The 24,600-nt window shown below is 40.5% G+C and carries 15 protein-coding genes; 8 read left to right on the forward strand and 7 right to left on the reverse strand.

The annotated features are described in order from the left end of the window. Positions 1-2 precede the first annotated feature (2 nt). Positions 3-2,801 carry a PAS domain S-box protein gene (locus IQ276_RS17660; protein WP_193921014.1) on the reverse strand — a complete coding sequence of 933 codons (2,799 nt, stop codon included), beginning with the start codon at positions 2,799-2,801 and terminating at the stop codon, positions 3-5. Positions 2,802-3,268: 467 nt separating this feature from the next. Continuing rightward, positions 3,269-4,801, reverse strand: a complete 1,533-nt coding sequence (locus IQ276_RS17665; RefSeq protein WP_190880938.1) for a SagB/ThcOx family dehydrogenase — start codon at positions 4,799-4,801, stop codon at positions 3,269-3,271. A 191-nt stretch (positions 4,802-4,992) separates the two neighbouring features. Here IQ276_RS17665 and IQ276_RS17670 point away from each other — a divergent pair, with 191 nt between their 5' ends. From IQ276_RS17670 to IQ276_RS17680, 3 genes are all read left to right on the forward strand, one after another. Beyond that, complete coding sequence (locus IQ276_RS17670) at positions 4,993-5,400, forward strand: hypothetical protein (protein ID WP_235115749.1); 408 nt, start codon at positions 4,993-4,995, stop codon at positions 5,398-5,400. Between the two features lie 33 nt (positions 5,401-5,433). Beyond that, positions 5,434-6,273 (forward strand): alpha/beta fold hydrolase, encoded by an 840-nt coding sequence (locus tag IQ276_RS17675; protein WP_235115750.1) that lies wholly within the window; start codon positions 5,434-5,436, stop codon positions 6,271-6,273. A 387-nt stretch (positions 6,274-6,660) separates the two neighbouring features. Then, positions 6,661-8,367 carry a serine/threonine-protein kinase gene (locus IQ276_RS17680; RefSeq protein WP_193921863.1) on the forward strand — a complete coding sequence of 569 codons (1,707 nt, stop codon included), beginning with the start codon at positions 6,661-6,663 and terminating at the stop codon, positions 8,365-8,367. Positions 8,368-8,754: 387 nt separating this feature from the next. On the opposite strand, the gene IQ276_RS17685 is transcribed toward IQ276_RS17680, so the two are convergent. The 4 genes from IQ276_RS17685 to IQ276_RS17700 form a co-directional block, all read right to left on the reverse strand. Continuing rightward, the gene (locus IQ276_RS17685; RefSeq protein WP_193921860.1) at positions 8,755-9,543 is read right to left on the reverse strand and encodes an ABC transporter permease; all 789 of its coding nucleotides are present in this window, start codon (positions 9,541-9,543) and stop codon (positions 8,755-8,757) included. Between the two features lie 76 nt (positions 9,544-9,619). After that, a complete protein-coding gene (locus IQ276_RS17690; protein WP_193921861.1) occupies positions 9,620-10,603 on the reverse strand; it encodes an ABC transporter ATP-binding protein in 984 nt (327 codons plus the stop codon). Positions 10,604-10,926: 323 nt separating this feature from the next. Then, complete coding sequence (locus tag IQ276_RS17695) at positions 10,927-12,573, reverse strand: ABC1 kinase family protein (protein ID WP_221709009.1); 1,647 nt, start codon at positions 12,571-12,573, stop codon at positions 10,927-10,929. Positions 12,574-12,747: 174 nt separating this feature from the next. Beyond that, positions 12,748-13,812: a mannose-1-phosphate guanylyltransferase gene (locus tag IQ276_RS17700; protein ID WP_190880948.1), complete on the reverse strand. Its 1,065-nt coding sequence runs from the start codon at positions 13,810-13,812 to the stop codon at positions 12,748-12,750. Positions 13,813-13,927: 115 nt separating this feature from the next. On the opposite strand from IQ276_RS17700, the gene IQ276_RS17705 reads away from it, so the two are divergent. The 5 genes from IQ276_RS17705 to IQ276_RS17725 all read left to right on the forward strand — a co-directional run bounded on the left by IQ276_RS17705 (position 13,928) and on the right by IQ276_RS17725 (position 20,399). Further along, positions 13,928-15,445, forward strand: a complete 1,518-nt coding sequence (locus IQ276_RS17705; RefSeq protein WP_193915026.1) for an LCP family protein — start codon at positions 13,928-13,930, stop codon at positions 15,443-15,445. 124 nt (positions 15,446-15,569) lie between these two features. After that, positions 15,570-16,076, forward strand: coding sequence for a pentapeptide repeat-containing protein (locus tag IQ276_RS17710; RefSeq protein ID WP_190880950.1), 507 nt, complete (start codon positions 15,570-15,572; stop codon positions 16,074-16,076). A gap of 272 nt (positions 16,077-16,348) precedes the next feature. Further along, positions 16,349-17,623 carry a CHAT domain-containing protein gene (locus IQ276_RS17715; RefSeq protein ID WP_193915028.1) on the forward strand — a complete coding sequence of 425 codons (1,275 nt, stop codon included), beginning with the start codon at positions 16,349-16,351 and terminating at the stop codon, positions 17,621-17,623. After that, the gene (locus tag IQ276_RS17720) at positions 17,620-18,549 is read left to right on the forward strand and encodes a DUF1822 family protein (protein WP_193915030.1); all 930 of its coding nucleotides are present in this window, start codon (positions 17,620-17,622) and stop codon (positions 18,547-18,549) included. Before IQ276_RS17715 ends, IQ276_RS17720 begins: the two co-directional genes overlap by 4 nt. A gap of 32 nt (positions 18,550-18,581) precedes the next feature. Further along, positions 18,582-20,399: a S8 family peptidase gene (locus IQ276_RS17725; RefSeq protein WP_235115751.1), complete on the forward strand. Its 1,818-nt coding sequence runs from the start codon at positions 18,582-18,584 to the stop codon at positions 20,397-20,399. A 237-nt stretch (positions 20,400-20,636) separates the two neighbouring features. On the opposite strand, the gene IQ276_RS17730 is transcribed toward IQ276_RS17725, so the two are convergent. Further along, positions 20,637-24,164, reverse strand: a complete 3,528-nt coding sequence (locus IQ276_RS17730) for a GAF domain-containing sensor histidine kinase (protein ID WP_193915035.1) — start codon at positions 24,162-24,164, stop codon at positions 20,637-20,639. Positions 24,165-24,600: the final 436 nt, after the last annotated feature.

Here is a 24,600-nt window from a genome sequence, read left to right on the forward strand (position 1 = left end):
TACTAATCCAAAGTTAACTGTGTGAATTGGATTTTGAATACTGTTCCATGATTGCGTTCTAAAGTAATGTCACCTTCAAGTTGTTCTGTAACTAAGTCATACACTAAAGAGAGACCCAAAGAAGCAGTATTTCTCCAGTCTAAATTATCTGGTAAACCAATACCATTGTCTTGGATAGTCATCTCGATACTATTATCAAGATTTCGTAAAGCAATACGAATTATGCCTGCTTGTTGGTTAGGGAAAGCGTGCTTGAGGGAATTGGAAATTAATTCGTTGATCACCAGTCCACAAGCAATAGCTTGGTCAACATTCAAACTAACTGAATCTATATCAGTTTCTAGAGAAATTCTCCCAGGAAATATTTGATAGGAAATTAACAGGCTGGCTGCCAAATTATGGATATAATCACCAACATCTATTTGCCCAATGTTAGCGGAAGTATATAAATTTTTGTGAATTAGAGATATTGACTCGATGCGGTTCTGACTTTCTCTGAGAACTTTAATGACTTCTGGATCTGTGAGTGTGTGAGACTGGAGTTGTAATAGGCTGGAGACAATCTGCAAATTATTTTTAACTCGATGATGAACTTCTTTTAAGAGAACTTCTTTTTCAGCCAAGGCGCTTCTGAGCTTGACTTCAATTTTTTGTCTTTGAACAAGTTCAGTTTGAGCTTGCTCAAAGATGCTAGATTGTTGAATGGCGATCGCCAATTGAACTGTAACTTGATCGAGCAAATCTAATTGATTTTCTTCCCACTCCCGAAAGCGGGAACATTGATGAGCGATTAGTAAACCCCAGAGGTGAGAACCAGGGTTTTGAGAGCTTACTTCTAGTAAAATGGGTACGACTAAATTTGCTTTGACATCAAACCGTTCCAATAAGCGAATATGGCAAGCATTTAGTCCAGCGTGATAAATATTAGCGATCGCTCGCTTACGTCCTTGATAATACTCCACTCCTGCGCCTGCTTGAAAACAAGTATCATGAATTTCTACGCCTAAAGAAACTGTCCATCCAGGCTCTACTGATTCTGCCATAATTGTGCCAATCATCTCTCGGTCAAACTGATAAACTACCACTCGTTCAACCTTCAGCAAATCTCGCACTTCTTGAACTGTTGCATTGAGAATATCTTGCAGATTCAAAGATTGACGAATCCTTTGAGCAACAGTCCGCATCAATTGTTCTCGCTCAGCTTGAGCAATAATCGCAAGTTCAGTTTGCTTACGTTCTGTGATATCTTGTCCAATACCGATAATTTGACCATTGGCAAGTTTAACATTAGTCCAAGATGTATCTAGTAAATGACCATCCCGTAACTGAACTCTAAAGTCACCCCAATTGCGTTGTGCAGACTGAATAAAATTAATTACATACTGACGATATTCAGGATTAGGATATAAGACTTCTAGAACATCAGAATTTTCAAAATCTTCAAATTTCCAGCCTAAAACAGTTTCCCATTCTTGGTTCACCCACTGGAGTTTGCCACTAGTATTAATCAGTGCAATCATTAAAGGTATGTTTTCAAAAATTAACTGCAAAAATTCGTTTTGTTCTTGGAGTTTTGTTTCGATATTTTTGCGATTGGTAATGTCATAAAATAATGTCAATATTGCTGCTTCATTGTTAAAATTTAAATATTGCAGTGAAGCGATCGCCCAAAAAGATGTACCATCGGATCTTTTTAGATGAAGTTCATAATTACGAATATATCCATCTTGTTCGAGAGCTTCTAGCAATGCTGATAAATCTACTGAATCTTGGTAAAAATCTAATATCTTTTTATGATTAACTAAATCTAGCGCCGAAAATTTAAATGTTTTAGTTAACTCTTGATTTACATATAAAATTAACCCGTCAGACACACGCGAAATCATTAATGGAATAGGAATCACTTCTAAAATAGCTCTAAATCTAGCTTCGCTTTCCTCAAGATTTCTTTCTAAAATTTTGTGTTCCGTAACATCTTTTATATTAACCAACTGAGCTTTGTGGTTATTATAATCTATTGCATGTGAAACAATTTCCACATCTATTATCTGCCCGTCTTTTCGACAATGTTGCCATTGTCCACAAAAATGGAAATTATAATGTTTTTCGGCTAAATTTTCCAGCGTTTTAGGCACATCTTCTGGAGGGTGAATATCAGTTATTCGCATTTGTAAAAATTCTTCTCGTGAATAGCCATAGTGAACAATAGCAGCTTTATTCACATCTAAAAATTGCAGATTTTTTTCATCAAACACCCACATAGGGTTAGGATTTTTAGAAAAAAGGAGATTAAAACTTTTTTGGCTATCATCAATAATTTTTTGCAGATGTAAGTCTAAATAGCTGATTATTTGTCGAGCCAACTGTTGTAAAGCTTGTTGTTCCTTGATATTTAAATTTCGCACAGCAAAATCAATTACACAAAGAGTACCTAATGCAAAGCCATTAGAGGTAATTAGGGGAACTCCTGCATAGAACCGGAAACAATTATTTGATGTTACAAAAGTATTTGTGGCAAACCGTTCATCCTGCAAAATGTCTGGGATAATTAATATTTGATTTTGCAAAATAGTGTAACCACCAAAAGAAATGTTTCGAGGAACTTCCGATGTAGTTACTCCGATTTTTGACTTGAACCACTCCCGTTCTGCATCGACTAGGGTAATTAAAGCAATTGGTGTTTCACAAAAATTAGCAGCTAGTTGAGCTAGTCCATCAAAAACTTTTTCGGGAGGTGTATCTAAAATTTGATACTGATTAAGTACTTCTAGGCGTTGGTTTTCATTGTCAGGAAATAACATCAGTTGTTGTGTGATAAAAACCTTTTGTATATTTAATTTTGATATACTTGGATTCTAAAAAATCCGTCTTGAATCCAGACAGAATTATGACTTTTATTAAATAGTTATTTTTTGCCTTGAATTAGCTTAGATATATTTTTTAATTGTTCAGTGTTTTGATAAATTCATAATTTAGCTCTCAAAGTATTCTTGAAATATTGATTTTACTTGATTTTAAATAAGCATTTGCAATTAATTAAATAAGTTTTATAAAAAAACAAACAATCTTCATCAGTACTTTGTACGTACTACATAGTTTGTTATATTACAAATGGTAGTGGGTATTATCAGGATATTAACTGTGTAAAAAATAAAAGTAAAACTATATACAAAAATATTTGCCGCTAGAGATTTAGCAACCAAATCAAACCACACCAGACGCAGAGATTTTCTGATATCTCTGCGCCTCTGCCTTGGAGCGGTTCGTTCTATCTTGGGCGTCCGAATGTAGTGATATATAAAACAGCTTCATCAGCAGGAATACCCAAAACTTCATTTACTTGGTCATCAAAAAACCCACCGATGCCACTAACACCTATATTTAGGTGCATAGCAGCTAAATTCAGGCGTTGTCCTAAATGACCGGCATCCATATGTAAATAACGGTAAACGCGATCGCCATACTGAGCGATCGCAGCCTTAAGATCCGCTGTATGGAACAGCACCGCTGCCGCATCCCGTCCTAATTCTTGCCCCAAGCAGAGAAAATGTAACTCTCGGCGGAAATTTTTAAACCGAATTTGGCGTAATTCTTGGGCTTTGGGCGCGTAATAATAACAACCAGCTTCCAGTCCTTTGACACCGCAAACAGCAATAAACGTTTCGATTAAATTCGGGTCAAAGTAGTCTGGAGAAATATCTAAACTTTGGTCAATGTAATTTTGTGGTTGATAGGTGAAATCGAGTAAACTTTTCAGTTCATCGAAAGTTAAATCATCACCATTGTAAGCGCGGGTAGAACGTCGCTTGTGCATAGTGATTTCCAGTTCTGAGAGCTTTTCTCCCCAATATATAGGTGTAGTGTTGGTGGGAATTTTCAAACAGAAAGGAAAATTGTATTTATCCTCCAAAGATTTTTCTTGTTTGATAGCTGGTAGATTCAGCTTGCCAGTTACACCCGTTTGAATCTGGGTGTGTTTGTGGAAATATGTCAGCAGTTCGCCATCGGGAATTTGCGGATAACTGGTTTCAGTGGCGGAAGGTAGGGCAGTACATCCCAATGGGAGATTTTGATTGATATCTAATAAATCTGCCAGAGGTAGAATAGCGATCGCACCTTCCTGTTGTGGATCGATATAAAGCAAATCATTTATCGATTCATCCACAAAACCGCCGATTAAATGGGGGCGATAGTCAGCAATCCCAGCAGCTAACTCGATATTACCCAAAAGGTGACCCGAATCCAGAAAAATCCGACGATAAGCCCGATCTTCATAGCGCCAAGCAGAACGGTAGAAAACCGCCGTCACAATAATTGCCAATTGGGTATTTTCTAGGGAAGGATGCCAGAAACAAGCTGATTGTAGAGTTTGCCAAACATCGCTTTCCCAATAATGCATCAGGGAATGAGTCCGACACTGGTAATTATACAGACCTGGTGGTAATAACGAAGTGCCACGAGAAACTAAATACACCTCCGCAGGGTACAACCCGCCCGCACTGGGAGCAGCACGTAAATACACCGCACTTCCCATAGAAGGCATTTTCGCCGTTAGTCCATAGCTGCGAAACAGCAGCCGCGAGAGTCTTTGCCACCATTGAGCATCTGGATTATTAGCAAATGCCTCTGGTTTTTCTTGAATATAGGGTTTGAGATCGTAAGTAGAGCCAATTTTGTATTCTTTGAAAGGCACTGGCTGCTTCGCCCAGTCTAACCTGTGATTTTTCGAGGCCAGAGTCTCAGGGTTGTATTTAGTCCGTTCGTGATAATGCTGAGCAATTGATTGGTGTAATTCTGGCATAGTACTTTTAATATCCTTGAGGCATTCTTATTCTTGATCTTGGCATTCATTAGTGTCATTATTTCGTGTCAATTGGTACAATCCTCAGACTCACAAAGTGGTATTTGGTAACTGAATTGGGGAGTGGGGAGTGGGGGGGATGAGGGAGATGAGGGGGATAAGGGGGATGAGGGGGATGGGAGTTTGAGGTTTTGAAGCTCGACGTTGAACCTCTGAGTATGAACCTTGAGGCTTTGAAGCTCGACGTTGAACCTCTGAGCATGAACTTTGAGGCTTTGAAGCTCGACGTTGAACCTCTGAGCATGAACTTTGAGGCTTTGAAGCTCGACGTTGAACCTCTGAGCATGAACTTTGAGGCTTTGAACTCGAAAGTTGCACCTTTGAGCTTGAACGTTGAGGCTTTGAACTCGAAAGTTGCACTTTTGAGCTTGGAAGTTGCACCTTTGAGCCTGGAAATTGCACCTTTGAACCTGGAAGTTGCACCTTTGAACCTGGAAGTTGCACCTTTGAACTTGAAACTTTTAGTTTTAACTCTCCCTCATCCCCCTCATCCCCCTCATCTCCCCCACTCCCAACTCCCCTTTCGCAGTACCATATAAACGCAAAGATATCTCTCCACAGGTGGATGTGCAATGATAGCTGTACGTCAAACTTTATCAAAACCTGATATCCAACTTTCTTATTTAGAGTGGAATCAAGGTCAAGAACCTTTACTGTTATTACATGGTTTAGGCGACCATGCTTTGGTGTGGTCTAATTTGGGAGATTACTTGGCGGCAGATTACCACATAGTTGCGCCAGATATGCGTGGACATGGCGAAAGTAGTAAGCCAGAGAAAGATTATAGCTTTGAAAGTGCGATCGCAGACCTGGAAGCACTCATGGATCATCTCGGATGGACTTTTGCCCATATTGTCAGTCACTCCTGGACAGGCAAATTAGCCGCCATTTGGGCAAGACAAAACCCAAAGCGTTTACGAAGTATGATTTTGATCGATCCAATTTTCATCTGGAAAATGCCCAGCTTTTTCAGACTAACTTTTCCCATGCTGTATCGCTTCTTGCCTTTTCTCAAAAGCATGGGTCCCTTTACCAGCCAAGAACAAGCCGAACAACAAGCACGGCAATTAAAGCAATATCAAGGATGGAGTCCTCTACAGCAGCAAGTCTTCCAAGCAGGAATTGAACAAAAACCCGATGGTAGCTGGGGGAGCAAATTTACTATTCCCGCCCGTGACGGAATTTTTGAAGCAGTAATGCAAGTGCCCGGTTTTACAATTCCCCTTGACACCCCCGCCCTCTTCATCCAGCCAGAGCAAGGACTCAACCGCCAAAATTGGCAAATCCAACCCTACAAAACCTATCTGAAAAACTTACGCATATGCCAAGTTCCTGGCAATCATTGGCCATTTTTGACACAACCAGAGCCATTTAACCAAACCGTAGCAGCATTCTTGGCAGAACACAGTTGAAGAAGAATTCAGAAGTCAGAATTCAGGAGCGGAGCCGGAGACGCTCCGCCTCCGGTCAGAATCAAGACGCGACGCTCGAATACTCGCTACCGCCAGTCACACAGAATTCAATTCTGAATTCTGGCTCCTGACTCCTGAATTCTGTTTTGATAAAAATCTCATGATTATTACACGGGATTATCCCACGGGAACAGAAGAATTAAGATGAGCGATGTTTAAGGGCATGGAGTATCGGGCATCGGGCATTAGGCATTGGGAATGTGGGAAGGGTGGAAGGGGTGGGAAGCTTTTTTATAATCTCCCCACACTCCCTCATCTCCCCCTGCCTCCCCTGCCTCCCCTGCCCCCTGCCCCCTGCCCCCACTCCCCACTCCCCACTCCCCACCCATGAGCCTTTGTATCAATCCCCTTTGCCCCAAACCAAATCACCCAAATAATCATCAAAACCGTTTTTGTCAAAGTTGTGGTTCTCATCTGGAATTGCTAGGGCGTTATCGGGTGAAGTCTCTGTTGAGTGACAAAACAGGTTTTAGTAAAGTTTATGAGGCATACGAACAAGATACCCCCAAAATCCTCAAGGTACTCAAAGAAGAATTATCAAGTGATCCCCAAGCAGTAGAACTATTTCAGCAAGAGTTAACTGTCCTTCTTAAACTGAACCATCCCGGCATTCCCAAGGAAGATAGTTACTTCCAATATCAAACCCGAAATGGTTTAGTGTTGCATTGCATTGCAATGGAAAAAATCGACGGGTACAACTTAGAAGAGTGGTTCCAGCAGCACAATTGCCCGATTTCTCAAGAACAAGCGATCGCTTGGTTAAAACAGTTAACAGAAATTTTGGATTTAGTGCATGGCAAACAATATCTACATCGAGATATCAAGCCATCTAATATTATGATTAAACCTGATGGGCAATTAGTAATCATTGATTTTGGCAGCGCCAATGAAATCACCAAAACCCACCCAGACGAAATCAGCGACAGCCCCCAAATGACAGCGCTGATGTCATCTGGCTACAGTGCCCCAGAACAAATGAATGGTCAAGGTGTACCCCAATCAGATTTCTTTGCCTTGGGACGCACCTTTGTGTTTTTGCTGACGGGAAACCATCCCTTAGATATGTATGATGTCCAGCAAAATTTATTGCACTGGCATGATCATGCGATCGATATCTCACCCTTACTATTAAATTTAATTGATTGGCTCATCGCACCGGATGTAGAAAAACGTCCCACCAATGCCCAAGAAATTTTGCAGCGTCTAGAAGAAATAGAAATACAACTAACAGTAACCACTGCTTCAAATTTCGATTCATTAAATAATTTTAAAGCTGAAGAATTACCATCAGCAATTACTCAAACTTCCTCAAATTCAGATAAAGAAACAGAAAAAGTACCGCTACTGCCACTTTTTGCAGCACTGTTAGTGGCATTAGGATTACTTAGTATAGTGGCTTTAGCGACGCAGACATCAAAAATTACTTTGATACCAAATTCCGGACAACTTCCAGAAACAAAAGGTAATATTGATTATTTTCCCTATAAAGAAGGTAGAGATAGTCAGGGGAGAATTGCGAAATTTAACATAGCTGTTTTATCATTACAATATAAATGGGTTGTAGGCAGCAATTTTCAAATTAAACATAACGATCAAATTATTAGCCTTAACCTTTTAAAATTGAACCTAGAACAAGAAGGTATACAAAATATAATGGAAGAACCTAATGAGATTATCTCTGTAGGTACAACTTCTTGCAAAAATAATATACGATTTCAACAACGTGTAGCGTTAGAACGTTCCTTACAAATACAAGTTTTAGTAAAAAAATTATTTATTAATCGACCAAGCATTAAACGTTATCGTTTATTAAATCTGGGTCAATTTCAACGAACTGATTGTCAAGCACATCAGGACTTAACTAGATATCAAAGAAGTATTATAATCATTGGTGTAAAAACAGAATCAACAGGTGTAATTATAGATGAAGCTCTACGGAATAGATTAGAAAAAAAACCATTTGCTGATTTTAAATTAGAAGATTATTCCTTGGGAACAGTTGATAAATTTAAGACAATACCAAGTAATTTATAATATTTACCCTTTAGCCATAAAATACTACAGTATTCATCTACTCTTCTATGGCTAAAGCAGCAGACATTAGCACCAAGCAATTAATCAGTCTTGCACCTGAAAGCTGTCAGAATTCAGAATTGAAGAGTCAGAATTCAAAGTCCGACTCGCAGATAAATAAACGGTGAAACACGACACCATACCTATAATTCAATACAGTTCAGTTAAGCATTTCTTTCTTTTTTTTGCGTCCTTGGCGTCCTTGGCGGTTCGTTCAAAAAATTGAATTTGGCAAAGAGTTTTAACCTTAACTGAACCGTATTGACCTATAATTTAGTGCTGCTTCTATGTGCTGATCCCAATCACCTATACTCTTGATTCAGAATTCAGAATTTTGAATTCTGAAATTTAAGCTCCCATCCCAGAATACCGCTTCAAACCTGCACGCCAAAGCAAGCGATTGGCACCCAAAAATATTAATATCCAACCCACCATTGAGAAAAATCCTTGCCATACATTTACAGGTAGCCCTACCAAAATACTCACAGGAAAATCAATCAAATAGGGAAAAGGTGTAAACATCACTATTTTCTGCATAGGTTCTGGAAAAACCTCTAAAGGTGCTATCAAACCAGATAAAAATAGATAAAACAACAACCAGAAATTTTCTAAAGCACTAGCGCGTTCTGTCCAAAAGGCGAACATAGCAAAGGTGTACTGAATAATAAACCGCAAAGTAAAAGCTAGTGACACCGCCAATGCAAACAGCAAAAATTGACTTAAGCTTGGTAACCAAAAAGCTTGAGGATAAAGAATAAAAAATAATCCCACTAATAAAAAAGCGAAGCTTAAGCGGGCAAATCTTTCAGAAATATGCCCTGCAATATGATGCCATACTGGATCGAGTGGTTGTAGCAACCTGGGCGAAAGTTTGCCTTCTACTACCTCTCTTTCAAAGTCCCAAATTACCCAAGCGACGGTAAATTGCCTGACAATGAAAACTGTGATGAAGTAACGAGCAAAATCTACAGGTGATAGCCCAAACTGCCCACCTTGGGCTGCTTGTATCCAGACACCCATAAGGATAATCGGCAAAGTTCCAGCCAAAACCCATAAAATTAGTTCTGCTCGATACTCAACCATATAGGCATAGTATACTGAGAGGAAAGTTAAGGCTTTTCTAATTATCCGCTTCATTTATTCACTTCCCGCAACAAAAATTACCCAGCACTCAGAACTCAGAATTCTTGTACAGACGCGATTAATCGCGTCTCTACTCCACAACCCCCGCCTGAAAAACTTGCCCAATCACTTGTTCTACAGGCGGTTCAGTTACTGTTAAATCAATTACCTCTAAATCAGCCAAAATCTTAGATACGGTGCGGGTGAGCCCCTCTCGTGGCACCAGAAAACGCACTGTTCGTCCTTCTAATACTTGCACATCACCATAGGTCATAAGTTTTTCTATGGGTAGAGGTTGGGCTAATTCGATATCGACTTCGCGGTAAGGAGCAAAACGTTCCAAGAGTCCATCTAAGCTACCGTCATACATCAGGCTTCCTTGGTGAATCAACAGCACCCGTTGACACAAAGCTGTGATGTCAGCCATGTAATGACTTGTTAACAGTACTGTAGCTTGATAACGTTGATTGTACTCACGCAAGAAGTCGCGTACCGCGGCTTGAGCATTTACATCTAGTCCTAGCGTTGGTTCATCTAGAAATAATACCTGGGGACGGTGCAAAAGTGCTGCCAATAGTTCCGCCTTCATCCGTTCACCCAAAGACAACTTCCGCACTGGTTGGGTAAGTTTGCCCTCTAGGGAAAGCATCTCTGTTAATTCTCCCACCCGCCGCTGGAATTCTTTATCGGAGATATTGTACACAGCAGCATTAATTTTTAAAGAATCCAGGGCTGGTAAGTCCCAAATTAGCTGCTGCTTTTGTCCCATTACCAAGGTAATTTTTTGCAAAAATGCTTCTTGGCGCCGAAAGGGAACTTGTCCAGCTACTTTGACTGTACCGCCCGAAGGATGAATCAGCCCCGTGAGCATTTTGAGTGTGGTGGTTTTACCAGCACCATTCGGTCCCAAAAACCCCACCACTTCACCAGGAGCAATTTCAAAGGAAACATCCTCAACTGCTTTTATTGTGCGGTAGGTACGGCGAAAAAAGTGGTTGATTGTACCTTTAATACCAGAATTTTTTACCGCTACAGGATAAGATTTGCTTAGCTTTTCAACAATGATGATTGACATATTTTTTTTATTAGAACTACAGAGAACCATTTCAAAAGTCAAAATTAAAAAAGACTTTTTTTGTCAAGTGATTAGCGATTTATCGTTTGGCATTTAAATGCAGATTAGCTTAAACACAGATCAACACAGATATAGTAGTTTGCAATTGCGTAGAATACAGACATTTTGTAGGGGCGCACAGCTGTGCGCCCCTACCGTGTACCTCATTCACATGAAAATCGCTATAAATTATCTGTGTTCATCTTTAGTTCAAAATAATCAAACTCGCGTTTAGTAATCATAAGTTCCCAAATTGGGAATTATTCAGCCAAAAAGCATAAATTTTACCGTAAACGTCCCGATCGCAATGTACTAATAATTAGCCACAAACCCAATAAACTCGCCGCTGCAAACAGAATACTGCTTAAAAAAGATAGCTGCGCTGTCTGCGTTCTGGTGGTAATAATTGCTGCTCCCATAATTAGTGAACCCACCAATATGCTAAAAGACAATCGGTTAGCAGCGTCGTCCATAGTCCGCCGCACGCCATCTAAGCCTCGCAGCGATAAATTCCACTGTAGGGTTTCGGAGGTAACTCGGTCTAATAATAGTTCAATTTGCCGGGGAGATTGCAGGGACAAGCTTTTAATATCTAAGGCTGTTCTGAGGAGCGATCGCACTGGATTATCCCCCAATAACTGCCGACGAAACAAGTCTGTAATTAATGGCTTAATTTCATCCAATAAATTCACTTCTGGATTGAAAGTACGCGCCACCCCTTCTAAGTTTGCCAAGGTTTTGGCATACAAACCCATGTTGCTCGGTAAACGAATTTTATTGTTACGGGCAACTTGCAATATTTCGTAAATTATTTGACTGAAATTTATCTCAGTCAAGCTGACATTATAATACTTTCGCAGCATCCGGTCATAATCATTTTCTAACCGCGACAGAATTACTGGCTGAGCCGAATCTGCTAACTGCAAAGTTAACTGAGCGCACCTTTGAGCATCTAAATCTACGATCGCCAACAACATTTCTGTTAATATCTGCTGTGTGCGCGGATCGAGTCGTCCCACCATCCCACAGTCCAAAAGGGCAACGCGACCATCTTTGAGATAAAACAAGTTACCCGGATGGGGATCGGCATGAAAAAAGCCATCTATATATAGTTGCTGAAAAAATGCCCGAAATAACAAAGTAGTTATTTCTTTACGCTCTACGGCAGGATCTTTACCATTATCATTGCTGTCCAAATCCGCCGACAGGAACGGCACCCCATCCAACCATTCCATCACCAGTAATTTTTCTGTGGTTAAATCCCAATAAATTTCCGCAACTACTATTTGTTTGGCATCAAACCAGCGACTACTGGATAAATTGCGCCGTAGTTGGTCTGTAAAACCTGCTTCCCGTGTGAAATCTAACTCAGCTTCCAGAGCTTTGGTAAATTCTTCGGCGATGGATTTGATTTCGTAGGTTTGCCCAAAATCAGTACGCGCCACTAAATCGGCAATACCTTGAATTAAAGCAATATCTTGGGCAACAGTCACATCAATTCCCGGACGCTGCACTTTCAGCGCGACTTCTCGACCGTCTATTAATGTAGCTCGATGCGTCTGGGCGATCGATCCCGCTGCTACTGGCACAGGGTTAATTGTGCTGAAGGTTTCTGCCAGTGGGCGTTTTAGAGACTTGCGGATGATTAATTCTATCTCCGACCAGGGAACTGGCGGTACCTCATCTTGGAGAGTTGACAGTTCATCAATGTAGGCGGCGCTCAGTAAATCTGGACGGGTGGAGAGTAGCTGACCAAGTTTGACATAGACAGGGCCTAAATCTACCAAAATATTTTTTAAAACCGCAGGTGTCGGTAGCTGGGGTTCATCAGCTTTACCACCAGTCAGTAACCTTCGCATATAGTCCCAGCCATTGCGAAGGAAGACTTCAATAATTTCTCGTTGACGGGGAACAGTTTGGGTTAGGAACATTTTGGGATGTGGGGAGTGGGGAGTGGGGAGTAGGGACTGGGGACTGGGGACTGGGGACTGGGGAAGAGTTTTCAAATACCAATTCCCAATCCCCAATCCCCAATACTCCCTTTTTCGACATTCAAGTTATAATCAGAAAATAGGCTTTTTAGCCTCTGCCAGGGGTTTTAACTTTTACAGCAGGTCGGTAAATCGGGAATCGCTTTGGAGAATTTTCAGGATCTGCTTGATTTCTTGGGTACGTTCTTTTTTCACAACGAGGGTGACATTGCGATCGCGCACAATCACTACATCCTCTAAACCAATAGTAACAACTACATCTTCTGGATTTGAGGCATAAATAATTGCCCCCTGAGTATCCAGCCCTACATGGGTAGCAAGTTCCACATTTGGAGTCTCTTCTGTTTTCAGTAAGCGCTCGATCGCGTTCCAATCTCCTAAATCATCCCAACCAAAGTCAACAGGCAAAACGTATGCTAGACTTGTCTTTTCCATGAGCGCATAGTCTATACTCTTCTTAGGTAACTGGGGATAGACATCAGGTCCGTGTTGTTCTAAAGGTTCGATGATTTCTGGAGCATGGGTATGTAGTTCCTTAAGAACAACCCCCGCCCGAAAGACGAACATGCCACTATTCCAGCTAAAACGTCCCGTAGATAAAAAAGTTTCTGCTATTTCACGGTTGGGCTTTTCAGTAAAGCGGTTGACGTGATAAGCTGGCAACTCATTAAAGCTACCTATTTTTTCACCTTGTTCAATGTAACCGTAACCGGTTGATGGAAAAGTAGGCTTGATCCCCAGTGTGACGATGGCTTCTGTGCTTGTAGCCAATTGCGTAGCCGCGTTTAACGTGTGTGCAAACGCCTCTTGGTCGGCAATCCAGTGGTCAGCAGGGAAAAAGCCAATAACAGCGTCTTCTCCATAGCGCTGTTTGATTTCTAAACTTGTCCAAGCAACGGCTGCGGCGGTGTCTCTTCCTTCTGACTCGATTAGTAAGTTTTGAGATGGTAGATCGGGTAATTGTTGTCGTACCCCTTCAGCTATCTGACTAGAAGTGATTACCCACAAGGAATCCCACCCGCCAGCGAGTTTTAACAACCGATCGGCGGTTGCTTGTAATAAGCTTCTAGAGCTACCATCAAGACTTAAAAATTGTTTGGGTCGGTCTCGCCGACTTAAAGGCCAAAAACGTTCGCCTTTACCACCAGCAAGGATTACAGGGAACAATAAAGTATTCATGTTGTCATACACGTCTACTGAAGAACATTACAAGTTTACAGTGAGCTTTTCCACTGGCAATATTTGTAGCTTGCATTAACATACTTTTAGGGAGTGGTTCAGTGGGGAGATAATCGTGATAAAACAAGTCGAATGGTCGGAAAATCAGGTCACATCTCAACAGTTAGCAGAGTTTGAAACAGAAGTGCGATCGCAGCAACTTCAATATCCGGAAAATCAAGCAACACCTGCACCAGTGGCAGACCCCCAGGAGGAGGTAGAACTCAACCAGCCAGCAAATACGAACCGTAGCGTCGTCGAATCTGTGGGTGCAATTCCTAATCAGCTTTATGAGAGATTGGGCTTAACCATGCCTCGATGGCTGTTGTGGTTCATGACGATTGTTATCGGCATGATTTTATCTGGGCTACTGGTGTCAACGTTAGCGCTGTGGACTCCATTATGGAGCAATTTAGACCGAACAGATGAAGATTTAGGAACTGCTGGTAAGGACGAGCAAAAAATTCCATTACCGGGCGAGTTATGGAGCAAACTCTCCCAGTACAAGCTTTCACGGCCGATGAATATCCTCATTATGGGGATTGAACCAGTCAGCGGTACTGTTGATGGTTCACCAGAAAGCTTTGCTGGTAAAAGCGACTCTATGCTGATGGTAAGGCTCAACCCTAGTGAAAAATCTGTACGGGTGCTTTCGATTCCTAGAGATACAATGATCGCCATCCCAGAAAAGGGAGAAAAGGGTTTAACTAAGGTATCTGATGCCAATGCCCAAGGCGGCCCAGTCTTGGCTGCACGGGTAGTTAGCCGTACTTTAAATAATGCCCCAATCGATCGCTATATCCGCATTTCTACTAGTGGTTTACGCCAGTTAGTCGATCAATTAGGCGGAGTAGAAGTCTTTGTTCCCCAATCAATGGAATATAAAGACTCCAGCAGTCGGCTGTCGATTAATTTGGTTAGTGGCTGGCAAACCCTCAACGGCGAACAAGCAGAACAGTTTATTCGGTTCCGCGAACCAGGTTTGGGAGATTTGCCGAGAGTGCAGCGTCAACAAGCACTCATCGCAGCCTTGCTGCAACGCCTCAATAGCCCCACCCTTTTACCCAGGTTGCCTCAATTAACTCGCCTGATGCGAAAATACTTTGACACCAACCTGAAGATGGAAGAAATGATGGCGTTGGTGAACTTCGGTCTGAACTTAGATCGAGATAACTTCCAAATGACCGTTTTGCCTGGTACATTCAGCCGCTTTAGCAAAGACCCTGATAGCTATTGGCTGAACATGACCGGACAACAAAGCCTGTTGAATGATTATGTTGGGGTAAATGTACCTGGTTTAAAACCAGATATGCGCCAGGTTCCTAACCTCAAAATTGCTATTCAAAATGCTTCCAATCAACCTCAGCTAACTGAAAAAGTTATTGCTTATCTCAAACAGAAAGGCTTTACTAATATTTACAAAGTACCTGATTGGCCAGATACCCAACGTCAAACTCAGATTGTTGTCCAAAAAGGCAACCGACGAGTAGGGGCTGATTTGCAACAAGTCTTAGGCTTGGGTCAAATTGAGGTGGCGGCTATTGGTGATTTAGAATCTGACCTCACAATTCGCATTGGTAAAGATTGGAAATAGTCATTGGTCATTGGTCATTGGTCATTGGTCATTGTTAATTAACAAAGCGCAAAGTCTGAGCGGAGGTTTCTTCTGCTCAGACTTTGTAAAAGAGGACAAATGACAAAAGACAAATATTAAAGTTATGAAAAAGATTTTATTCCGCTTTTTGGGTTTGATTGTGATTTTGATACTAGCCTTTTTGTGGATTGTACTTAATCCAAAACCTGCTTTTGCTCAACTAAACACAATCAACTACAACAGTATAAATTTAGAAAATCGTGACTTTTCTCATGCTGATTTGGCAGGTGTAACTTTTGTATCAGCAGAAATGCGAGGGACAAATTTTCAAGGAGCCAATTTAACCAACGCAATTCTTACTAAAGGAGTTTTATTAAAAGCAAATCTGGAAGGCGCGAATCTGACCGGCGCTTTAGTCGATCGCGTGACTTTGGATGGTGCTAACCTGAAAAATGCCATATTTACAGAAGCAACTTTAACCCGCAGCCGTTTTTATGATGCTGATGTCACTGGCGCTGATTTTAGCGATGCTTTAATTGACCGCTATCAAGTTTCGCTATTGTGTGAAAGAGCCGATGGCGTCAATCCGGTTACGGGTGTGTCAACGCGAGATAGTTTGGGTTGTCGATAGTAAAAGGTCAACGGGCAATTCTTTTTACTCACAAATAGTTGCTCTTAAAGCACAATAAATCAGAGGCTAGGAATAAATACTTCCTAGCCTTTTTTTATTTCTATAATGAGGCATTTCATCGATTTCTGCTTTATATCTGATTACTAAATAGATGGGTCGCTAAATAAGTTCTTCGTAACCTAAAACCTTTAGATTGCAATGTTTTTAGGTGACAAAAGTGACGGGGCGACAACTCTATTATCAGGCTAATTCCACAGATAGCGATCGCACGCATGACCAGCAGCCACATTCCGGTGAAAACAATACTCATCCTAGCCGCCAACCCAATAGGCACATCACAACTACGCCTAGATGAAGAAATTCGTGAAGTCGAAGCGGCACTACAGCTTTCTAGTAACCGCCACCGATTTCACCTGTGTTGCAAAGTCGCAGTGCGTCTAGAAGATGTTTTCCAAGCCATCCTGCGTTACAGACCGCAAATTGTTCATTTTTGTTCGCACGGGACAGCAGACGGAAATTTAATTTTAGAAGATAAAAATGGCAAGATCCAACTAGTAGATGCCGAAGCATTAGCAAATTTCTTAAAAATCTTTAAAGATTTTCTGGAATGCGTAATCCTAAACGCTTGTCATTCGGAAATTCAAGCCAAGGCCATTAGCAAGCATATCGATTTTGCGATCGGTATGAACGGAGCAGTTACCGATCAAGCGGCAATTACATTTATACGAGCTTTTTATTGTGGTCTGGGTGCTGGGGAATCATACAAATTTGCTTACAAACTTGGCTGTGCAGCCTTGCAACTAGAACGGATGCCATTAACACCAGTTCTAAAAAAAAGAGTGATGAAGCTCACAGATGAACAATTGCAAACAATGATTGCCAATATTTGTGAAAATTCAAATCCAGCAAATATTAATCGATTACTGATACAACTGCAACAGCTACCAGGATTACTACGATCTTCTCATCCGCTGTATTTAGAAGCTTTAGATAAAACCTGGGAATGGGTGATTAAAAACATTTGTGACTTTGAACCGCCCCCTCACCTCACCATTAAAGAAGGTTTGAAAACATGGATTAATGGTTATCTTTGCTGGCGAATTAGAGACTTATATTTACCTAATAATTCTCATCCACAAATCAGTATTTATCAACCATTTAACAGTGATAGTGAAGATGGTAAGACTTTGCTTGATGAAATATCAGAAACAGGTTATCAAACTCCTACATTAAATGGTCTTGATGCTTTTGTCAAGCGATTAGAACACCAGAAAATACAACGTATTTTTGCAGAATTTGAAGATTATATTCAACAAGATCCTCAAGAAAAATTGAGGAGTTGTCACCCGCGTAAATTTCCTGATTGTAATTGCCAAGTACTCAGTAAAAGATTGCTATTACAAGATCCAGCACAGAGATATTCTCGCATCAGTAGGGATTTGGGGATAAATGAACAAACCCTTAAATCTCACTGGACAAGAATATGTAAACCTCTCCTTCAAGAAATTCTGGAAAACTTAGGATACTCAGGGAATGAAGAGTTATGAATATTAAAGAACTACCGATGATTGAAATTCCAATTGTTAGGGAAGCACATCGCTTTGCAGGTCAGTTTGCAACAGAACAAGCCACACCTGAGAAAAGTAAGCAAGTTTATTTGAATACGCTAGCTGTCTATGCAGTTCATAGATATTTGCAATGGCTACAAATCGAAACAGATTTAAATCAAGGTGACAGTTGGCATCCGGTTGTGCGTAGTCGCTTGGATGTTGCAGATTTGGTAATTCCTGGTAGAGGAAAATTAGAATCTCGCCCCGTTTTACCTGGAGAAACAGCCTTTGCTGTACCAGATGAAGTAGCTGAAGACCGGATTGGCTACCTAGCAGTTCAGTTTAGCGATCGCTTAGACAAAGTGCAATTGTTGGGCTTTTCTCCTACAGCAGTCGCCGGAGTTGTGCATCTTAGCGAATTGCGATCGCTCGAAGAATTGATTGATGAAATTTCTAAACCAATTCCAGTAATTTTGAGTCAATCGCTTTCAGGTGTTTTTGATATCGTTTGGCAACATGTAGAGGAAGTTTTAGGTAGACTGCAAACTAATTACGAGCATACTTATCAAGCAGCTAATACCCGTTTTCAAGAATCAAATTTTCAAAGAGCTAAGCAAATTGACATAGGTAAAAATCAAGTAGTAATACTGGTTACTATTACACCCAATAGAGAGCAAAAAATAGGTATTTTAGTGCAAGTCAAGCCAGCTAATAAACAACCTTATTTGCCAGCTAACTTAACACTTGCTTTTCTATCCAATACAGGTGAATCCATCCACAAATTTAAGTCAAATATTTCCTCAAAATCGCTGCAAATACCTGGTTTTACAGCTAACATAGGTGACAAATTGATTATCGAAATTACTTGTGATAACTTGACAGTCCAAGAAGCTTTTATTATTGAAAATTTCATAGAGTCTTAGAAGGTACTGAACAACATATGTTGATAAAAATCATGCGGTATCTGGGTGTATTTATCTTGGGTATTTGCTTGGTCATTTATTTGCAAATCCTGGGTAATGCCCAACAGTTAGTTTCTAGCCCTCAGGAAAAGTTTCCCGAAATTAATCAGGAATATTTTCAGGAAATATTGGCCGATTTCGACGAACGCAAATTGCCTGCTAACATTGACATTGAAAGTTGGGTTCAACAATTATTTTCAGTATTTCCTACTCAAGAAAAACCACAAATAAGTAAGTTTTTGAGGAAGGACAATGTTTATCTCATTAAAGGTGGTTTAAACTTACTGAATCAACTCCAAAATAGCATTAATTTCAAGCAATATACTGAGTGTATTGAACCAAATTATATCTATCAAAAAGCCTCAGTATCGCCAAATGATTTATACTATCCTCTACAGTGGAATCTGCAAGAAACATCGCCTGGTATTAATGTAGAAAAAGCTTGGGCAATAACTAGAGGTGAAGGTGTCAAAGTAGCTGTGTTAGATTCTGGCATCAATCCCCAGGCAGACTTTAACCTCACAAAAATTTTACCTGGTTATGATTTTGTAGATAATCAGCAGATTTTCAATAAGGAAGATTTTCAAGATCAAGATGGCCATGGAACTCACATTTCCGGGACTATAGCCCAATCCACTAACAACAGATTGGGGGTTGCTGGCATAGCTTATGAATCTGCTCTTATGCCTTTGAGGGTTCTTGATAATGATGGAAATGCTCATCCTTTAGATATTGCGGCTGCAATTAGAGTTGCCGTTGATAATGGGGCAGATGTGATTAATTTGAGTCTTGCAGGTAAACAAAATAGTTGCCTGATTAAAAAGGCTGTTGACTATGCCCATAATAAAGGCGTTGTTATTGTAGCAGCAGCAGGGAATCTCAGTATAAATACCTCATCTTATCGTCCTTATCCTGCTAGCTATGAGCATGTTATCGGAGTCGCTGCCTACGATCGCAACGGTAGCAGAGCATCATATTCTAACGATGGTGGTGATTGGGTAGATATCTACGCACCGGGCGGTTCAACGAGTAATAACAAATGTACAGACACTATCAACGATTTGTACTCAGGTATTGTGCAAATAGTTTTAAATCTCCCGGTAGGATTCACACCAATTGCCTGTCAGGGGACAAGTCAAGCCGCAGCCCATGTTTCAGGTGTTGCAGCCCTTGTGAAAGCGGTTTTGAAAGAATCACCCTTTTATAACTTTTTTCATAACTCTGCTGATGAGGTAATCAATATCATCAAAGAATCAGCACGCCCTGTAAATGGAATACAGGTGTTAGACGCTGGTAAGGCTAATGAAGTACTGCTGTTAGACGCTGGTAAGGCTGTGGAACTTGCTTGGAAAAAAGTCCACCCTCCATTTCCTGTAGTTTCTTTACCTCCTGACATTGTGCAAACAATAACCGAACGGCTGACGAAAAATCGTGATTGGCTAATTCCGGTTGGAATAGGTTCTGGGCTAACTATCTGGGGAATTTTTGGCAGCTATAAGTTGATTTGTGGAGTAATGATGACGCTTGTTGGTGGTTTATGGAGTCTGAATCAAGCTATTCATACTAGTAATCTTCTACTTCAAGTTGTACTAATATTACCATTGGCGATCGTTCCTCCAGTACTAATCATATTTATCACGGGTAATTCCCGTTTAAAATGGTTAAGCTTTGGCACTGGAATTGGCGCAGTTGTAGTTTTAGCTGGCGCAGCAACCCAACCTAATTTGGGGATAGGGTTACAACTTTTTTCCGGCATTTGTGCATTTCTGCTTGGTTTGTTAGTCCTGCTAGCAATGAAAGATGAAGAGTAGAACTGAGGGAATAGCAAAAATTTAAAAATAATCCAGAAGTCAGAATTCAGAATCAAGGACTTAGGCAACATGTGACCGAAAACCTTATTCTTGCCTAGCGGCAATTTATGTAGACGCAAAGCGGCTTCCAGCAGCGTATTACCCCTACTTTTGTTATCTTTTGCATAAGTCTTGATTGATTTTGATTCTTGAATTCTGTTAGGCCAGCGGGGCGTAGCCCATTCTGAATTCTTCTTTTTAATTATCGTTGGGAATTTTAATTAAAAACTCCGTTCCTTCTCCTGGTTTGGATAAACATTTAATTTCACCATGATGTTTTTCAACCACAATTTGATAGCTGATAGACAATCCTAAGCCTGTACCTTTACCTGGTGCTTTGGTGGTGAAGAAGGGGTCAAAAATGTGCGATCGCACTTCCTCTGGAATCCCCAAACCATTATCAGCTATTCTAATTAAAACTTGATTATTAACAATTTGGGTACTAATCCAGATAGTCAAAGGAATTCTTGGGCATCTTTCTGCTGATTCTGAATACTTTTGCTGTATAAATTTAAATTTTTCCTCTAATGCATCAACGCTGTTACTCAGAAGATTCATAAACACCTGATTTAATTGTGCCGGATAGCATTCGAGTAAAGGTAAGGTGCTATATTCTTTAATAACCTCAATAGCAGGGCGATCGCTACTATTTTTCAGCCGATGCCCTAAAATTAGCAAAGTACTATCTAAACCTTCATGAACGTCTACTGCTCTCAATTCCGCCTCATCTGTACGAGAGAAGTTTCGCAGTGATAGCACAATCTCATGAATCCGCTCTGCTCCTACCTGCATGGAGTCAACTGTTTTAGGTAAATCTTCAATAATAAAATCCAAATCAGTCTTGTCAATTTTCTTTTGGACATCTGGAATTTGCCGATAAATTTTCACGACATCCAGGAGTTCTTGAGTATATTCTTTTAAATGTATGAGATTGCCAAAAATAAAACTAATTGGGTTATTAATTTCATGAGCGACTCCAGCCAATAGTTGTCCTAAACCTGCCATTTTCTCACCCTGAATCAATCGGCTTTGAGTTTGTTTTAATTCTTGCAGGGCTTGAGTAAGTTCTGAAGTTTGACGTTTAGTTTGTTCGAGCAATTCTGCTTGTTGAATTGCAATTCCTAATTGCACTCCTACTTGAGCTAGTAGATTAATTTCTTCTTCTTTCCAATAACGCGGTTGGGAATTTTGATAAGCAACTAACAAACCCCATAATTTTTCACCTTGGCGAATAGGAACGAAAGTTTCGTTGCGTGGAAGTTCATTATCATCATCTGTATCTTCAAAGGTTTCTAGAATCAATGGTTGAGTTTGTACAACAGGTTTCCAGCCATCTTTAAAGGAATCTGCTACAAATTTACCGCTCCAATCTGAGTTAAAGCGGTAAATTGCAACTCGCTCGACTTCAAGTAGCTCTCGTACAGCTTGAGTAGTGGTTCTAAAAATAGTTTGAATATCGAGAGATTGACGTATTTTATCAATAGTAGCAGCCAATAATTCTTGTCGTTCCATTGCTTTCTCCCGTTCGGTAGCTTCTGCTAACTGGACAGCTTGCATTTGAACTTGTTTGAAATAGGAATCCTGTTTTAATGCTACTCCCAATTGCTCGGCAATTTGAGTTGCAAATTCAATTTCGGACTGTTGCCATTGACGAGGAGTGTTACATTGATGAATACACAGCAATCCCCAAAGTTCGCCTTTTTTCAAAAGTGGAGCAACCATATTAGCACGCACTTGAAATGTTTCTAGGATTTGTATATAACAGCCTTGAAAATTTCCTTGATAAATATCAGCGATCGCATTTACTCGACCTTGGGCATAAAGTGGTGCAAAATGTTCACCAAAGCAGTGATCATAAACTTTTTCTGCTATTGCTGAAGTCCAACCGACAGCTACATCTTCATAAACAAATTCTCCTTCCCAGTCTTTTTGTGCATTAAAGCGGAACACCCCTACTCGGTCGGCTTTGAGTAGTTGCCGCATTTCAGTAACAGATGTTTGAAAGATGGTATCTAAATCTAAAGATTCACGAATTCGAGCAATAACACTAGTTAATATCTTTTGTTGCTCTGCTTGATATCGAGCTTCATGTAAGAGTTTGTTATGCTGTAAAGCAACCCCTAAATTTTCTGCAACTTGGCTGACAAATTCAATTTCCGAAGGCTGCCAAGTTCGAGGATTGCTGCATTGATGAACACACAATAATCCCCATAATTGACCTTGCTTCAACAAGGGAACCACCAGATTGGCCCGCACTTGAAATTTGCCGAGAATTGCCGCATGACATTCACTTAATCCTGCATCGTAAATATCTGCTACTGCTTGTACGCGACCTTGTTGATAATCAATAGCAAACTGTTCCCCAAAACAGTGGTCGTAGACTTTTGCAGTGATTACTGAGTTCCATCCACTTACAACATCTTCAGAAATAAATTCTCCTTCCCAGTTTTTTTGAGGATCAAAACAAAAGACTGCCACTCGGTCTGTTTGTAGCATTTGCCGCACCTCAGTCACAGAAGTTTGAAAGATTGTATCCAAATCCAAAGACTTACGAATACGAGTGATCACACTGGTTAATGTCTTCTGTTGTTCTGCTTGATAGTGAGCTTGTGCTAACAACTCATGGTGTCGCAGTACTACACCAATTTGTGTACCAATTTTGCTGAGTGATTCAACTTCATAGGATTGCCATTGTCTAGGTGAGAGATTTTGGTAAGCAGCGATGATTCCCCAAAGTTTATCTCCTTGAAGAATTGGGGCAGTTGAAAAAGCTTTTGCTTGAAATTGTTCTAACAGAGTGACGTGGCAATTTGTTAATCCGGCTTGATAAATGTCATTGACTGTAAATGTCTCATTTTTAAGGTAGCGTCCCCCTTGAGTTTGCTGTAAATAAGTATCAGCGATCGCAGGTTGAATACCAACTAAGGCGGTCCACCCTTCGGCAAATGATTCAGCCACAAAGCTACCACTCCAATCGGGATAGAAGCGAAAGATCGCAACTCGATCGGCTTGCAGTAGTTTTCGTATTTCTTCAGTTGTTGTTTTAAAGATGGTGTCAATATCTAGAGGCGAACGAATTGTATCAACAAGCTGAGCAATTACTTGGTCGCGCTGGGCTGCTTGAGCTAATTTTGCAGCTTGTAATTGGACTTCATGGAGATGCTTTACTTGTTGAATGGCAACTGTTAAATGGTCAGCAATTTGACGAATAAATTCAATTTCTGATTCTTTCCAGTTACGAGCCTCACTGCACTGATGAATGCAAAGTAATCCCCACAGTTTCTTCTCCCTTAATAGAGGGACAATGAGGTTGGCGCGGATTTGAAATTGACCCAAAAATTTTGTATGACAATCACTCAGTCCCGCCTCGTAAATATCAGCAATTGCTTGCACTTTTCCTTGTTGATAAATAGAAGCAAATTGTTCTCCAAAGCAGTGGTCGTGGACTTTTACTGCCATTGCTGAAGTCCAACCAGGTGCAACATCCTCAGAAATAAATTCTCCTTCCCAATCTTTTTCTAGGTCAAATTGAAACACCCCTACTCGGTCAGCATTGAGCAACTGACGCACTTCTGTAACTGTAGTTTGAAAAATCGTCTTTAACTCAAGAGACTCCCGAATTCGCACAATCACACTCGCCAGAGCCTTTTGTTTCTCTAGTTGCTCTTGAAGCTGAGCGCTTGACAATAGAAGTTGATTTTCGGTGAAATTTGAATTGAGTTCCATTGCTATTGATTTGAGGGATTGTTCTACAAAGATTTATGATGTCAAACTTCGTCGGGTTGAACAGTGTCAAGCTTCTGAGGATGACAAACTTCTTCTTGAAGTATCCATGTAAGAATTTAGAATACAGAATACAGAAGTCAGAATTCAGAAGACTTTGAGACTGAAGCTTAATAATTTCAATAAAATTAAGAAGCTATAGCACCCTTGATTTTCTAATCATTCTGGATTCTGACTATCCAATTCTTTTAAAGAAGATGCTTATTGTTATAATTCCCCTTTCTTGACTTATCTTCACAACTTGTTAACAATCAGTTATCAATGTTTCCAGTCCTGCACAGTTTCCCACTTTTCTCAGGGCTGCGCTTGAGTTAGGATTGAAATCCCTAGCTCAGACCTAGTGTCACTTAGTCCTTTGTAAACACAAATGACAAAGACA

The organism is Desmonostoc muscorum LEGE 12446, assembly GCF_015207005.2.
GTDB classification, from domain to species: domain Bacteria; phylum Cyanobacteriota; class Cyanobacteriia; order Cyanobacteriales; family Nostocaceae; genus Nostoc; species Nostoc muscorum.

Excerpts from the sequence above, each read along its gene's own strand:
- IQ276_RS17690 (WP_193921861.1), bottom strand. The coding sequence starts at position 10,603 with ATGTCAATCATCATTGTTGAAAAGCTAAGCAAATCTTATCCTGTAGCG.
- IQ276_RS17675 (WP_235115750.1), top strand. The coding sequence starts at position 5,434 with ATGATAGCTGTACGTCAAACTTTATCAAAACCTGATATCCAACTTTCT.
- IQ276_RS17680 (WP_193921863.1), top strand. The coding sequence starts at position 6,661 with ATGAGCCTTTGTATCAATCCCCTTTGCCCCAAACCAAATCACCCAAAT.
- IQ276_RS17660 (WP_193921014.1), bottom strand. The coding sequence starts at position 2,801 with ATGTTATTTCCTGACAATGAAAACCAACGCCTAGAAGTACTTAATCAG.
- IQ276_RS17695 (WP_221709009.1), bottom strand. The coding sequence starts at position 12,573 with ATGTTCCTAACCCAAACTGTTCCCCGTCAACGAGAAATTATTGAAGTC.
- IQ276_RS17715 (WP_193915028.1), top strand. The coding sequence starts at position 16,349 with ATGACCAGCAGCCACATTCCGGTGAAAACAATACTCATCCTAGCCGCC.
- IQ276_RS17710 (WP_190880950.1), top strand. The coding sequence starts at position 15,570 with ATGAAAAAGATTTTATTCCGCTTTTTGGGTTTGATTGTGATTTTGATA.
- IQ276_RS17730 (WP_193915035.1), bottom strand. The coding sequence starts at position 24,164 with ATGGAACTCAATTCAAATTTCACCGAAAATCAACTTCTATTGTCAAGC.
- IQ276_RS17665 (WP_190880938.1), bottom strand. The coding sequence starts at position 4,801 with ATGCCAGAATTACACCAATCAATTGCTCAGCATTATCACGAACGGACT.
- IQ276_RS17685 (WP_193921860.1), bottom strand. The coding sequence starts at position 9,543 with ATGAAGCGGATAATTAGAAAAGCCTTAACTTTCCTCTCAGTATACTAT.
- IQ276_RS17700 (WP_190880948.1), bottom strand. The coding sequence starts at position 13,812 with ATGAATACTTTATTGTTCCCTGTAATCCTTGCTGGTGGTAAAGGCGAA.
- IQ276_RS17725 (WP_235115751.1), top strand. The coding sequence starts at position 18,582 with ATGCGGTATCTGGGTGTATTTATCTTGGGTATTTGCTTGGTCATTTAT.
- IQ276_RS17720 (WP_193915030.1), top strand. The coding sequence starts at position 17,620 with ATGAATATTAAAGAACTACCGATGATTGAAATTCCAATTGTTAGGGAA.